Here is a 12,173-nt window from a genome sequence, read left to right as displayed (position 1 = left end):
GATCTGGCAGAGACGCCCTAGAAAGGCGCACCGCTCTCGTCGCTCTCCTGTAAAAACTGCTCCAGCTCGGCCTGATAGGCCGCATCAGGTTGACCGCTGCTGGCAGGGATTACGGCGGCAGGCCGGACGACGGGAGGGGCGGTGAGGGTCTCCATCACCCGCTGCTGCAGATAGGGGTAGAAGGGGTTGGAGGAGGTACGGGTGAGGGCGCCGGGGTTGACGATCAGCACCCCGCGCTCGCCACGCAGGGCCAGACCGCCGAGATTGATGCCATATTGCTCCCGCTGCTCCGGGCGCGCCGCCATGCCATAGAGGGGGTCGTCCATCGGGAAGGGGAGCGCCACGTGGGAGAGGGAGTAGATCTCCTTGGGATAATCGATACCCAGCGGGTGAACTTGCTCAGGCTGGTCGGCGCTGGCCAGCGTTCTGGCCTGCGTCGCGGGGGAGGCGGGCTCTACATTGCCCACCACGGTGAGGCGATAGTGCCCGGGGGCGTTTGGCAGCAAGCGGTGCAGCGCCAGTTCGGAGGCCGAGCTCATCAGCGGGCCAAACAGGGTGCTGCGGTTGATATCAAACAGCACCAGTTCGCTGCCGTTGGCCGGCAGGTAGTGGTAGAGATCGGCAATGATGGAGCGGGTGCTGACGGTGTAGTCCATCACCGACTGGAAGGTGAGGGCGGGGGGAAACGCCGCCAGCTCGCCACTGGCGGCCAGCTGGCGTACCTGCTGCTGGATGGCGTGGGTCAGGCGATAGGACTGGCGCGCGCCGTTGACCGGAAACGAATTGTACTTGAACGGGTTGAACTCCGGCATGGTGTCGAGCCAGGCGGCGTTGGCAAAGGCGGGCAGCAGGGCAGGCACGGCCTTGAGCCCGGCGAAGCGGGCAAAGCGGGTCACCCCGATCATCGGGGAGATCAGCACCAGCCGATCCGGTTTTGCCAGCGTGCCGCTCGGGTCGGCCAGTGCATCGAGCGCATATTTCACCGCCAGCGCGCCGCCGTTGGAAAAGCCCACCAGATGCAGCGGCCGCTTGCCCGGTGCCAGCAATCTGGCCTCCCGCACCGCCAATCGGGTGGCGGCCAGCCAGGTCTCCCAATCCACATCCACGAGGCCAGCGGGCACGGTGCCGTGGCCGGGGATCCTCAGCCCCAGCGCGATAAAACCCTGCTGCTGATAGCGTCTGGCCAGATGGCGCAGGCTGTAGGGGGAGTCGGTCAGGCCGTGCAGCAGCACCGCTACCCCTTTGACTTCCCCCTCGGGGCGCAGCAGGTAGGAGCGGTTCCAGTTCTGCTGAAAGCGGGCGGGATTGATGGGGGCGTCCTGATAGTAGCGATTGCTGGCCAGTTGCTGCTCCGGCGGTGTTTTGGCGACTACCTCGGTGGCCACCAGCTCGAACAGCTCTGCTTCGCGGGCCAGATAGGCTTGCCAGTCGCTGTTGTCGAGCTCATCGGCACTGAGTTCGGGAGGCACCACTGTGTGCCACAGCTGCAGCGGCGCTGCCTGCCAGGCGAAGTAGGCGATCACCGCCCATGCGGTCAGCAACAACAGCAACAGGGTCAGCAGAGCACGGCGAACAAGGCGGCGAGTGTGAGCCAGCATGGTGCAATCCTTGGCGATAGGGGTGGGGCCGCCTCTGGGCGGGCGAGTTTGGCGCAGCACATTGGGCGCAGCCAACCGGCTTAAAGCCTAATGGAAACAAGGTGATATGTATAGTTGATGGCGTTTGGCCGCGCAGGCTGTGGGCACCGGATCCCGCCGTTGGCATCAGGCTGGCCGTTCGAAAGCTGCATCGCGGGCCATCTGGCGGCGTGAACTTGTCCGCGGATGCCCGCTTGGGCGCTGCGACCTTGCAACTATCTGCCCCTGAAAGGGGGCAATTATGCTACTGTAGCGGCGTTTTTTGATGGATAAGCTGGCATTGGCCTTTTTTGAAGATGGAATGGTATGCAGAACTTTGACGTAGTGAATTGGCTGATGCAGCAGACAGCCTCCCCGGCGCAGCCGGAACAGGCGATGGCACAACCGGGCGCGGCCCAGAACCTGTGGCAGGTGATCCATGCTGGCTAACGAATCCATGCGCCTGAACAAATACATCAGCGAGAGCGGCATCTGCTCGCGCCGCGAGGCCGATCGCTTTATCGAGCAGGGCCACGTCTTTATCAACGGCAAGCGGGCCGGGATTGGCGATCAGGTGCAGGTTGGCGATCTGGTCAAGGTCAATGGTCAGGTGATCGAGCCGCGCGAGGCGGACAGTCTGGTGCTGATCGCCCTCAACAAGCCGGTGGGCATCGTCAGTACCACAGAGGCGGGCGAGAAGGACAACATCGTCGATTTCGTCAACCACAGCACCCGGGTCTTCCCCATCGGGCGGCTCGACAAGGATTCCCAGGGGTTGATCTTTCTCACCAACCACGGCGATCTGGTCAACAAGATCCTGCGGGCGGGCAACGATCACGAGAAAGAGTATCTGGTGACCGTCGACAAGCCGGTGACCGACGAGTTTGTGCGCGGCATGGCGGCCGGGGTGCCGATCCTCGGTACTGTGACCAAGAAGTGCAAGGTGAAGAAAGAGGCGCCGTTTGTCTTTCGCATCACGCTAGTGCAGGGACTGAACCGCCAGATCCGTCGCATGTGCGAGTACTTCGGTTTTGAAGTGACCAAGCTGGAGCGCATTCGCATCATGAACGTCAGCCTCAAGGGGCTGCCGGTAGGCGAGTGGCGCGATCTCACCGACGACGAGCTGATCGATCTGTTCAAGCTGATTGAGGACTCCTCCTCCGAGGTGAAACCGGCCAAAGGCGACAAGCCCAAGGCGGCCAAGGCCCCTGCGGCGCAAACCGCCAAACCGGGGCAGGGCAAAAAGCCGCGCCGCGATGACGATCACGAGATTGGCGGTCGTCCCAATGTGCCGGGCCCGGAAGCCTTCGAGAAGAAGCTGCCGGTGGGCAAGGGCGGCGCGGGCAAAGGTGCTGCCAACAAGGGCGGCGCTGGCAAGGGCAGTGCAGGCAAAGGGGCACCCAAGGGTGGCAAACCGGCCGCTGGCAAGCCGCGCACCGCTAACACCGGACGGCAGAAGAAGGGGCGCTGAGTTGCCCACCTGAGCGGCGTCAGCCTCGTCTTGTCACCCCCAGACTGTTATCCCCAACACATCGGCCTCAGGCCGGTGTGTTGCTTTGGGCCGCAGAGCTGGCCGAGAGAGGTGCCGAAAGTGGCGGCTCGCTGGCGGTCGGTAACCCCATGACACGAGGGTAGTGACGCGGGTCGAGGCGCAGCACCAGCAGGCTCATCAGCAGCAGGCCCCCAAGCTGCCACTGCCAGGCGGCCGCAAAGTCACCGAACAGGTGATAGAGCCGCGCCGCGACCCAGGGGCCTGTGGCGGCCAGCATAAAACCGAATCCCTGCATCAGGGCGCTCAGGGTGCCGGCGCGGCGCGGGTCGGGCAGGTGATCGAGCGCAATCACCATGATCAGCGAAAAGCTGCCGCCAAGACCGGCGCCGCACAGCATGCACCAGAGAATCGGGGCACTGGCGGGCGCCAGCCAGAGGCCGCCAAATCCCGCCAGCTGCATGGCGATGGCAAGGCCCATCCAGGGTCGTCGATCCAGACTGCGCGCCGCCAGTAGCGGCAAGCCAAGGCCGCTCGCCGTCTGCGCCAGTGCCAGCCAGGCGACCAGCTCGCCAGCCAGCGCGGCGCTCCACCCCTGCGCCATATAGGCGGGGGCCAGCCAGGCCACTACGATGCCGTAGCCGCTGTTGATGATGCCAAAGCAGACGATCAGCAACCAGCTGCGGGGCAGGGTGATCAGCCGATGCTCGCCGTGGGGAATAGCGACCGCGGCGGCCCGTGGCAGACGCACTTTCCACCCAAGCCAGATGAGGGCCAGCAGCAGCGGCAGGCTCCAGAGCGCCAGTGCCCGCGACCAGTCGAGGCTCGCTGCCAGCCGTGGCGTCAGGCTGGCGCCGAGCGCGCCGCCTCCCATCATGCAGGCGGAGAAGATCCCCATCACTTGCGGCACCTTGCGGGCAAAGTGCTGCTTGATAAGGGCGGGCAGCACCCCTTGTACCAGCGCCGAACCCAGACCGCACAGCGCGGCGGTGGTGATCAACAGGGCGCCGCTCTGGGCATCAAAACGCAGGGCACTGCCCGCCGTGAGCAGCAGCAGGGCCAGCCCCAGCAGGGTGGTTGCACTGGCAAGGCTGCGCAGGCGCGGGGTGAGCAGCACGCCGACCCCGATGAGCCACAGCGGCAGCAGGGTGAGCCAAGCCAGGGTATCCATCCCGAGCGACAGGGCGCGGCCAATCTCGCCGCTCAGCGGGCCGATGGCGGTGAGAAAGGGGCGCAGGTTAAGGCCAATCAGGATCACCAGCACCAGCAGGGCAGTCTGGCCTGCGGGTTGATCCGTATTTCGTTGATTCATCGGGTGCAGTTTCCGGTTCTGGGAGAGACAGGGGGCACTCGGGACACGGAGTCATCGGGGCTGAACATGGCAGATCACCGTCAAAGGAGACAAAAGCGCAGCCTAGCGGGCTCGAAAGTCATTTGGAAATTAAATGATAGAATGGAGTTCAGTGGTTTTGTAAATGGAGTGCCCCATGCTGGATCCCCTGTTACTGCGCAGTTTTGTCGCCATTATCGACACCGGCAGCTTTACCCGCGCCGGTGAACGGGTCCATCTGACCCAATCCACCATCAGCCAGCAGATCCGCCGCCTTGAGCAGCAGCTCGGCTGTCCGCTGCTGGACCGCTCCGGTCGGCAGGTGGTGGCAACGGCGGAGGGAGAAAAATTGCTGGGGCTGGCCCGCCGCATTCTGGCGCTGCTGGCGCAGGCCGAGGAGCAGGTGAGCGAGGGGAGCGTGTCCCTCAGCCTCGGGGTGCCGGAGGATTTTGCTGCAGGGGCCATTACCCCGGTGCTGGCCGCCTTTGCCCGCGACTACCCCGAGGTACGGTTGGAGGTGCAAAGTGGCCTGAGCCACGAGATCTGGCAGCGCTTCGAGGCGGGGGAGCTGGATCTGGCGTTGGTCAAGCAGACGCGGGGGCAGGGTTCGCCCCTTGCCAGCTGGCGCGAGCCGCTGGTGTGGGTCGACAGTCGCGACTGGCCCGCACGGGAACGGGATCCGCTGCCGCTGGTGGTATTCCCGAGCGAAGGGCTCTATCGGCGGCAGATGACCGAGGCGCTCGATGGCCTCGGTCGGCGTTGGCGCATCGCCTATGTCAGCGCCAGCCTTGCCAGTTTGCAGGGGGCGGTGAGCGCGGGGATCGGCGTGAGCTTGCTGCCCAAACGGCTGATGCCCGCCGATCAGCTGGCCCTGACCCAGTGGCCCAAGGTGGCGCCGGTGGAGCTGGCCCTCCATGCTGAGGGAAGCGGGAGCGAACCGCTCACCCGCTTGAGCACAGCCTTGATCGCCCTCTGTGACGAGGTGATGGGGCCACAGTGAGTGGCTATGTGAGGAAAAATTCTGTGGGGAAAAACTGAAGCCGGAAAGATAAGGCGGAAAATGTGCGGGGGGATCAGTGATCCTTCCCCTCCGCCAGCTTGCGCTCGTAGTCATTTTTGACGATGGCCAGCGCCGCCAGCACCAGCTCGGGGGCTAGCTGGTTGGTCTCCAGCAGTTCAATCAGATCCACCGCGAGTTTCACCTCGGGCGGGGCAGTTTCCAGTGACATGGGCAGGGTTCCGGTTGCGGGAAGAGGGGGGATTATACAGGGGCGCCGCCGTTGGCCGAAAGCGCCCGCTATATCGGGCAGGGGAATCACCAAGGTCAGAGGTGCTGGCGCATCTCCTTGTCGATCTCCTCGCGCAGGGCGATGAGCTTTTTGGCGTACTGCTGCAACTGCAGATCGCTCTCGCTCACCGGTTGCCACTGGGGCACCGGGGTCGGCTTGCCCTGCTCATCCATCGCCACAAAGATGATGATGCAGTGGGTGGTCTTGTGGCGTTCGGTCTCGGTGGGGTGGCGGCTGTAGACATCCACCGCCAGATGCATGCTGGTGGTGCCGGTGTGGATCACCTGAGCGTGCACCTCCACCAGCTGGCCAATCTGGATGGGGCGCAAAAAGCGGATCCCCCCCACATAGACGGTCACCGCATAGCCGCCGCACCAGCCGGCGGCGCAGGCATAGCCCGCCTGATCGATCCACTTCATCACCATGCCGCCGTGTACCTTGCCGCCGAAATTGACGTCGGAGGGTTCGGCCAGAAATTGCAGGGTCAGTTCGCGATTGGGCACAGTTACATCCTTATTGCCTGAAGGGTTTCCCTGAGCTTTGCCCCATCGGCCGGCCCGGTCAAGGGTTCATCCCCGATTCAGGGGGGCGGGGTCACTATCTTGCTCTATCGACGGGAACATAGCCGCAGGAGTGACACCATGAAACAGATGTTGGAACAGTTGCTGGGGGCTGGCAAAGGCTGGCTCAACGAAGGCGGAGACAAGCGCAAGGGGCAGATGCAGGGGGCGCTGGCCGGTGGCGCGCTCGGTCTGCTGCTGGGCAACAAGAAGATGCGCAAATATGGCGGTAAGGCCGCTGCCGTGGGCGGCGCCGCAGCCCTTGGCGGGCTGGCCTACAAGCTCTATCAGGATTGGCAGGCCCAGCAGGCGGCGCCCGCCCAGCCCACTCATCCCATCAGCGGGCTGGAAGGCAATGCGCTGGATGCCCGCGCGGCGCTTTTAGTGCGCGCCATGGTGGCTGCGGCCCGGGCCGATGGCCATATCGACGGCGCCGAGCGCCAGAAAATTCAGGAGTACCTGACCGAACAGGGTCAGAGCGATGTCGCCCGCTGGATTGACGCCGAGCTGGCCCGCCCCCTCGATCCCCACGCGCTGGCGCGGGAAGTGACCGACATGGAGCTGGCCACCGAGGTCTATCTCGCCTCCCTGCTCGCCATCGAGGTGGATCATTTTATGGAGCGAGGCTATCTCGACGAACTGGCGCGCGCCCTCAAACTCGATGACAACCTCAAGGGAAGCATCGAGCGGCAGGTGGCCCAGCTTAACGCCCCCGCCTGATACCCCTCACCGCCATGGATTGCCGATAACGCCCCGCTCAAGGGGCGTTGTTGTTTCTGCTGCTCGTCAAAAGATGCGGATAAGCCTATTTGGATTGCGGGGCACAGCCCCTAAGATGGCGCAGAACCATCACCATTTTTGCAAGGAGCAACCGTTGGAGATACGCAAGGCAAGCGAACTGGATATCGACGCCATTGTCGAGCTGAACCGGCAGATTGGAGAGATCCACCATCAGCACTATCCCGAAGTGTTCAGCCCCCCTTCGCCAGAGGAGCGGGAGTTTTTGCTCGGCGCCATCGGCGCGGAAGGGCGTCTATTCTGCGTTGCCGAGCAGGATGGCATGGTGGTGGGATTTTTGACTGCGCGGATCGATATCAATGACTCTGTGCCGTTTCTCAGCAAGCTGCCTATCTGCCGCATCGGCTCGGTGGTGGTGGATGAGCAGCACCGCTCCCGCGGGATTGGCAAGGCACTGATCGCCCATTGCGACCAGTGGGCCAAGGCCCGTGATGCTCAGCAAATCCGGCTGGAGGTGATGGCCTTCAACGAGCGCGCCAAAGCCCTCTACGAGGCGCAGGGCTTCAAGGTGCAGTCGCAGATCATGGCCAGATGAGCTGTTTGTTATGGCGAGTAACGCCGCGTCACTCCCCAACTACAAAGGCCCGTTACGGGCCTTTGTTCGTTTCGCCAGCGGCTCTTTGCCTCGTTACTTTTCACCGAGCTGTGCGGCAATCAGCGCCGCCAGCCGGGTGAGGGCCTGCTCCAGCTGTTCGCTCCAGGGATGGGAGCTGTTGAGGCGCAGGCAGTGGTTGTGTTGTCCCTGACTGGAAAAGAGCGCGCCGGGGGCCACTGAAAAACCGCTGCCCAGAGCCTTGGCGTGCAGGGCGCGGCTGTCGAAATGGGCAGGCAGCGCCAGCCAGAGAAAGTAGCCGCCATCGGGGGAGGAGATCCGCACCTCGTCCGGAAGCAAGCGCTGCAGGGCCGCCCGCATCTGCTGCTGGCGCTGGGCCAGGGTGTGGCGCAGGCGGCGAAAGTGGGCATCGACCCCGCCCTGGCGCAGCATCTCGGCCAGCGCCAGTTGGCTCGGCACATTGGTGGAGAGGGTGGACATCAGCTGCAGCCGCTGCACCCGCTCGGCATGGGGCCCCGCCACCACCCAGCCGACCCGAAAGCCTGGCGCCAGACACTTGGAAAATGAGCTGCAGAGCAGGCTGTCGCCACGCTGATCCCAGTGGCGGATCGGCTTGGGGCGCTCGCGGCCGAAGTAGACCTCGGCATAGACGTCATCCTCCACCAGCGGCACCCCGTGGCTGTTGAGCAGTGCCATCAGTTGCGCTTTGTGACTATCTGGCATGGTGTGTCCCAGAGGGTGCTGCACATTGCCCATCAGCCAGCACGCCTTGACCGGCATTTGGCTGAGGGCGTCTTCCAATAGCGCCAGATCGATACCCACCCCCGGAATAACCGGGATCTCCACCGCCTTGAGTTTCAGCCGCTCGATGGCCTGCAGGGCGCCATAGAAGGTGGGGGACTCCACCACCACCCAGTCACCGGGCTCGGTCAGCACCTGCAGGCTGAGGGAGAGTGCCTCCATGGCGCCTGTGGTGATGATGATCTCCTGCGGATTGACCGCCACCCCGTCGCTGGCGTAGCGCTGGGCGATGGCGCGGCGCAGCGCTTCGTTGCCGGGGGGCAGGTCGGCCACCGTGCTGAAGGGATCGAGCTTGCGCATGCAGCTGGCCAGCGCCCGCCCGAGCTGGGGATGGGGGAACAGGGTCGGGTCGGCTACCGACATGCCAAGGGGCACCAGCTCCCGCGATTTGCTCGCCTGCAACACCTCGAACACCAGATCGTTGATATCCACCGAGCCACTGTAGTGGGTCTGGCTCGGGGTGTGCTGCACGACCTGCGGCGAAGCGGCTTTGACGTAGTAACCGGACTGGGGGCGGGCGAGGATCCGCCCCTGACTTTCGAGCAGTTGATAGGCCTGCAGCACCGTCATGGGGCTGAGCCCGTGGGTCTTGCAGCTCTGGCGAATGGAGGGGATGCGCTCCCCCGGTTGCCAGATACCATCGTCGATCTGGCTTTGCAGGCGGTCGGCCAACTGCTGGTAAAGGGACATGATCTGGATCAACTGTTATAGGTGTAATTCAATATAACTGCATCTGTTATAGGTGTCATGCTCCGTGATGTACTTGTCATGCACGAAACGTGCAAGGCAAATACAACAAAAGAGAGTGACGCATGATCAATCCGGATGACGTGGTCAGCCTGTCTCGCCTGCAATTTGGCGCCACGGCCCTGTTCCACTTCCTGTTTGTGCCCCTCACGCTGGGGCTGTCCTGGATCCTGGTGATCGCCGAGTCGGCCTATGTGATGACCGGCAAGGTGATCTATCAGGACATCACCCGCTTCTGGGGCAAACTGTTTGGCATCAACTTCGTCATGGGGGTCACCACGGGGATCACCATGGAGTTTCAGTTCGGCACCAACTGGGCTTACTACTCCCACTATGTGGGGGACATCTTCGGTACTCCGCTGGCCATCGAGGGGCTGATGGCCTTCTTCCTCGAATCGACCCTGGTGGGGCTCTTCTTCTTCGGTTGGGACAAGCTCTCCCGCGGCAAGCACTTGCTGGTGACCATGCTGGTGGCGCTCGGCTCCAACCTCTCCGCGCTCTGGATCCTGATCGGCAACGGCTGGATGCAAAACCCGGTAGGGGCCGAGTTCAACCTGCTGACCCAGCGCATGGAGCTGGTGGATATCGCCGCCGTGCTCTTTAACCCGGTGGCGCAGGTGAAGTTTGTTCACACCGTTGCGGCGGGCTATGTGGCGGCCTCCATGTTTGTGATGGGGGTGAGCAGCTGGTATCTGCTGCGCAAGACCGAGGTGCAGTTTGCCCTGCGCTCCTTCGCCATCGCCTCCGGCTTCGGGCTGGCGGCCATTCTCTCGGTCATTGTGCTCGGGGATGAGTCGGGCTATCGCACCGGCGAGGTGCAGAAGGTCAAACTCGCCGCCATCGAGGCGGAGTGGGAGACCGAGCCAGCGCCAGCTTCCTTTACCCTGTTCGGCTTCCCGGATCAGACTGCCGAGACCACCCACGCAGCCATCAAGATCCCGTATCTGATGGGGATCATCGCTACCCGTTCCATCGACGAGGCGGTGACCGGCCTCAAGGATATCAAGGTGCAAAACGAGGCGCGCATTCGCAGCGGCATGGTGGCGGCCGAGGCCCTCGAGCAGATCCGGCAGGGCGATGACACCCCGGCCAACCGCGCCCGCTTCGAGCAGCACGGCAAGGATCTCGGCTACGGCATGCTGCTCACCCCCTATGCCAGCAATATCGCCAAGGCGGGGGAGGCGGAGATTGCCAAGGCGGTCGATGACTCTATCCCGCCGGTGGCACCGCTCTTCTGGGGCTTTCGGGTGATGGTGGGGCTTGGCGTCACCATGCTGGGGCTGATGGTGATGAGCTTTGTCCAGCTCTGCCGCAACCGGCTGCAAGACTCGCCACGGCTGCTCAAGACCCTGCTCTGGAGCATTCCGCTGCCCTGGATTGCCATCGAGGCGGGCTGGCTGGTGGCCGAACTCGGCCGTCAACCCTGGACCATCAGCGATGTGCTGCCGGTGTCGGCCTCGGTCTCTTTGCTTCAGCCGGGCCAACTCTGGTTCAGCCTCATCGCCATCTGTTCCATCTACACCCTGCTGCTGGTGGTGGAGCTCTTCCTGCTGCGCCATGTGATCCGCAAGGGGCCCGCCATTCTCCATACCGGCCGCTACAGCGGTGAACAACCCGAACTTGCGAGGATCGCCTGATGGATTACGCAACCCTGAAACTCATCTGGTGGGCGCTGGTGCTCTTCATGATGGTTGGTTTTATCGTGATGGATGGCTTCGATCTCGGCATCGCCATGCTGCTGCCGGTGGTGTCGAAAGATGACGACGACCGCCGTCTGGTGATCAACAGCGTGGGGCCGGTGTGGGAGGGCAATCAGGTGTGGCTGATTGCCGGTGCCGGCGCCCTGTTTGCCGCCTGGCCGCTGGTCTATGCCGCCGCCTTCTCGGGGCTGTACATCCCCATGGTGGTGCTGCTGCTCGGGCTATTTTTGCGTCCGGTCGGTTTTGACTATCGCAGCAAGCTGGCCGATCCGCTGTGGCGCCGCTGGTGGGATCGGGCGCTGGTGGCCGGTGGCCTGATACCGGCGCTCATCCTCGGTGCGGCTATCGGTCTGGTGATGGAAGGGCTGCCGTTTCGCTTCGACACGGCGCTGCGTCTGCACTACGGCGCCTTCGACTTCCACTGGGGCTGGTTGCTCTCGGTGCTGGCCACTGCCATCAGTCTGTTGCTGCTGCACGGCGCCGGTTTTCTGCAAGCCAAGGTGACCGGCACCCCTGCGCTGCGCGCACGGGGGATCGCCATCCTGCTGGCCCCGCTGGTGAGCCTCTGCTACCTGCTGGCCGGCTGGCATCTGGTGGATCTGCAAGGGTTTCAGCTGACAGGTGTGGGCACACAACCCTTTGACCCGAATGCTGCCATCAGCCCGCTGATGAAGGGGGTGATCCCCCACGCCGGAGGCTGGCTGCGCAACTATTTTGACTATCCGCTGTTGTGGCTGGTGCCGATCATCGGGACGCTGGCGCCGCTGGTGAGCGGGATTGCCTCCTGGCTGGAGCGGGGCCGGATTGCGCTGCTGGCCAGCGCCATTGCCTGCGCCGCCATGCTCTGCTCGGTGGCCATCGCCCTGTTCCCCTTCGTGCTGCCCTCATCCCTCGATGCGGTCAGCAGCCTGACCCTGTGGGACAGCACCTCCAGCTACAAGACCCTGGCCATCATGTTCGGCCTCGTGCTGGTGCTGATGCCGGTCAACCTGGGCTACACCGGCTGGGTCTATCGGGTGGTGCGCGGCAAGCTCGACCGTGCCCGCATCAAGCGCGACAGCCATCAACTCTACTGACCTCAAGGGATCTGCTATGTGGTACTTCACCTGGATTTTGGGCCTCGGATTCGCCCTGCAGCTGGGCCTGTGCAACCTGCTCTGGCTGGAAGCGCGCTGGCAGGCGGACGAACGGGACGGCAACTGACGGCGGGGGCTCGCGCCCCGCCACGGCCGGTGGTTGGCGTTCACACGTCGCCATCGGCCCCTCTCTCCCCCTCTTTAAACGACACAC

General features: G+C 63.8%; 13 protein-coding genes. 8 read left to right on the top strand and 5 right to left on the bottom strand.

Annotated elements, in window-relative coordinates:
• Nucleotides 1–17 precede the first annotated feature (17 nt).
• Nucleotides 18–1,598 carry an alpha/beta hydrolase gene (locus AB5Y99_RS01210; protein WP_368208452.1) on the bottom strand — a complete coding sequence of 527 codons (1,581 nt, stop codon included), beginning with the start codon at nt 1,596–1,598 and terminating at the stop codon, nt 18–20.
• 345 nt (nt 1,599–1,943) lie between these two features.
• On the opposite strand from AB5Y99_RS01210, the gene AB5Y99_RS01205 reads away from it, so the two are divergent.
• Both AB5Y99_RS01205 and rluF read left to right on the top strand, forming a co-directional pair.
• Entirely contained in the window at nt 1,944–2,066 is a 123-nt protein-coding gene (locus AB5Y99_RS01205; protein WP_005359634.1) for a hypothetical protein, read from the top strand.
• A complete protein-coding gene (gene rluF, locus AB5Y99_RS01200; protein ID WP_279464710.1) occupies nt 2,056–3,087 on the top strand; it encodes a 23S rRNA pseudouridine(2604) synthase RluF in 1,032 nt (343 codons plus the stop codon). The genes AB5Y99_RS01205 and rluF overlap by 11 nt, the downstream gene beginning before the upstream one ends.
• Before the next feature lie 67 nt (nt 3,088–3,154).
• On the opposite strand, the gene AB5Y99_RS01195 is transcribed toward rluF, so the two are convergent.
• Nucleotides 3,155–4,417 (bottom strand): MFS transporter, encoded by a 1,263-nt coding sequence (locus AB5Y99_RS01195; protein WP_368208450.1) that lies wholly within the window; start codon nt 4,415–4,417, stop codon nt 3,155–3,157.
• A 175-nt stretch (nt 4,418–4,592) separates the two neighbouring features.
• Here AB5Y99_RS01195 and AB5Y99_RS01190 point away from each other — a divergent pair, with 175 nt between their 5' ends.
• On the top strand, nt 4,593–5,435 hold the full coding sequence (locus AB5Y99_RS01190; protein ID WP_368208449.1) for a LysR family transcriptional regulator: 843 nt from the start codon (nt 4,593–4,595) through the stop codon (nt 5,433–5,435).
• Between the two features lie 73 nt (nt 5,436–5,508).
• Here the strand turns inward: AB5Y99_RS01190 and rsmS are convergent, their stop codons facing one another.
• Complete coding sequence (gene rsmS, locus AB5Y99_RS01185) at nt 5,509–5,664, bottom strand: pleiotropic regulatory protein RsmS (protein WP_005359642.1); 156 nt, start codon at nt 5,662–5,664, stop codon at nt 5,509–5,511.
• Nucleotides 5,665–5,759: 95 nt separating this feature from the next.
• Nucleotides 5,760–6,227, bottom strand: a complete 468-nt coding sequence (locus AB5Y99_RS01180) for an acyl-CoA thioesterase (protein ID WP_005337580.1) — start codon at nt 6,225–6,227, stop codon at nt 5,760–5,762.
• A 138-nt stretch (nt 6,228–6,365) separates the two neighbouring features.
• On the opposite strand from AB5Y99_RS01180, the gene AB5Y99_RS01175 reads away from it, so the two are divergent.
• Together AB5Y99_RS01175 and AB5Y99_RS01170 are read left to right on the top strand one after the other, a co-directional pair.
• Nucleotides 6,366–7,004 carry a tellurite resistance TerB family protein gene (locus tag AB5Y99_RS01175; RefSeq protein ID WP_115544535.1) on the top strand — a complete coding sequence of 213 codons (639 nt, stop codon included), beginning with the start codon at nt 6,366–6,368 and terminating at the stop codon, nt 7,002–7,004.
• 154 nt (nt 7,005–7,158) lie between these two features.
• Nucleotides 7,159–7,617 carry a GNAT family N-acetyltransferase gene (locus AB5Y99_RS01170; RefSeq protein WP_323892557.1) on the top strand — a complete coding sequence of 153 codons (459 nt, stop codon included), beginning with the start codon at nt 7,159–7,161 and terminating at the stop codon, nt 7,615–7,617.
• A 93-nt stretch (nt 7,618–7,710) separates the two neighbouring features.
• Here the strand turns inward: AB5Y99_RS01170 and AB5Y99_RS01165 are convergent, their stop codons facing one another.
• Nucleotides 7,711–9,126 (bottom strand): PLP-dependent aminotransferase family protein, encoded by a 1,416-nt coding sequence (locus AB5Y99_RS01165; RefSeq protein ID WP_323892559.1) that lies wholly within the window; start codon nt 9,124–9,126, stop codon nt 7,711–7,713.
• A 122-nt stretch (nt 9,127–9,248) separates the two neighbouring features.
• Between AB5Y99_RS01165 and AB5Y99_RS01160 the strand changes: the two genes are divergently transcribed.
• From AB5Y99_RS01160 to cydX, 3 genes are read left to right on the top strand one after another with little or no spacing between them, the layout of a single operon-like run.
• Nucleotides 9,249–10,820 (top strand): cytochrome ubiquinol oxidase subunit I, encoded by a 1,572-nt coding sequence (locus AB5Y99_RS01160; protein ID WP_323892561.1) that lies wholly within the window; start codon nt 9,249–9,251, stop codon nt 10,818–10,820.
• Nucleotides 10,820–11,959 carry a cytochrome d ubiquinol oxidase subunit II gene (gene cydB / locus AB5Y99_RS01155; protein ID WP_323892564.1) on the top strand — a complete coding sequence of 380 codons (1,140 nt, stop codon included), beginning with the start codon at nt 10,820–10,822 and terminating at the stop codon, nt 11,957–11,959. The genes AB5Y99_RS01160 and cydB overlap by 1 nt, the downstream gene beginning before the upstream one ends.
• A 16-nt stretch (nt 11,960–11,975) precedes the next feature.
• Nucleotides 11,976–12,086 (top strand): cytochrome bd-I oxidase subunit CydX, encoded by a 111-nt coding sequence (gene cydX / locus AB5Y99_RS01150; RefSeq protein ID WP_323892568.1) that lies wholly within the window; start codon nt 11,976–11,978, stop codon nt 12,084–12,086.
• Nucleotides 12,087–12,173 lie beyond the last annotated feature (87 nt).

The sequence above is a fragment of the Aeromonas sp. R4-2 genome (assembly GCF_040908295.1).
GTDB classification, from domain to species: Bacteria; Pseudomonadota; Gammaproteobacteria; order Enterobacterales; family Aeromonadaceae; genus Aeromonas; species Aeromonas veronii.
This window is presented reverse-complemented; position numbering and strand designations above follow the sequence as displayed.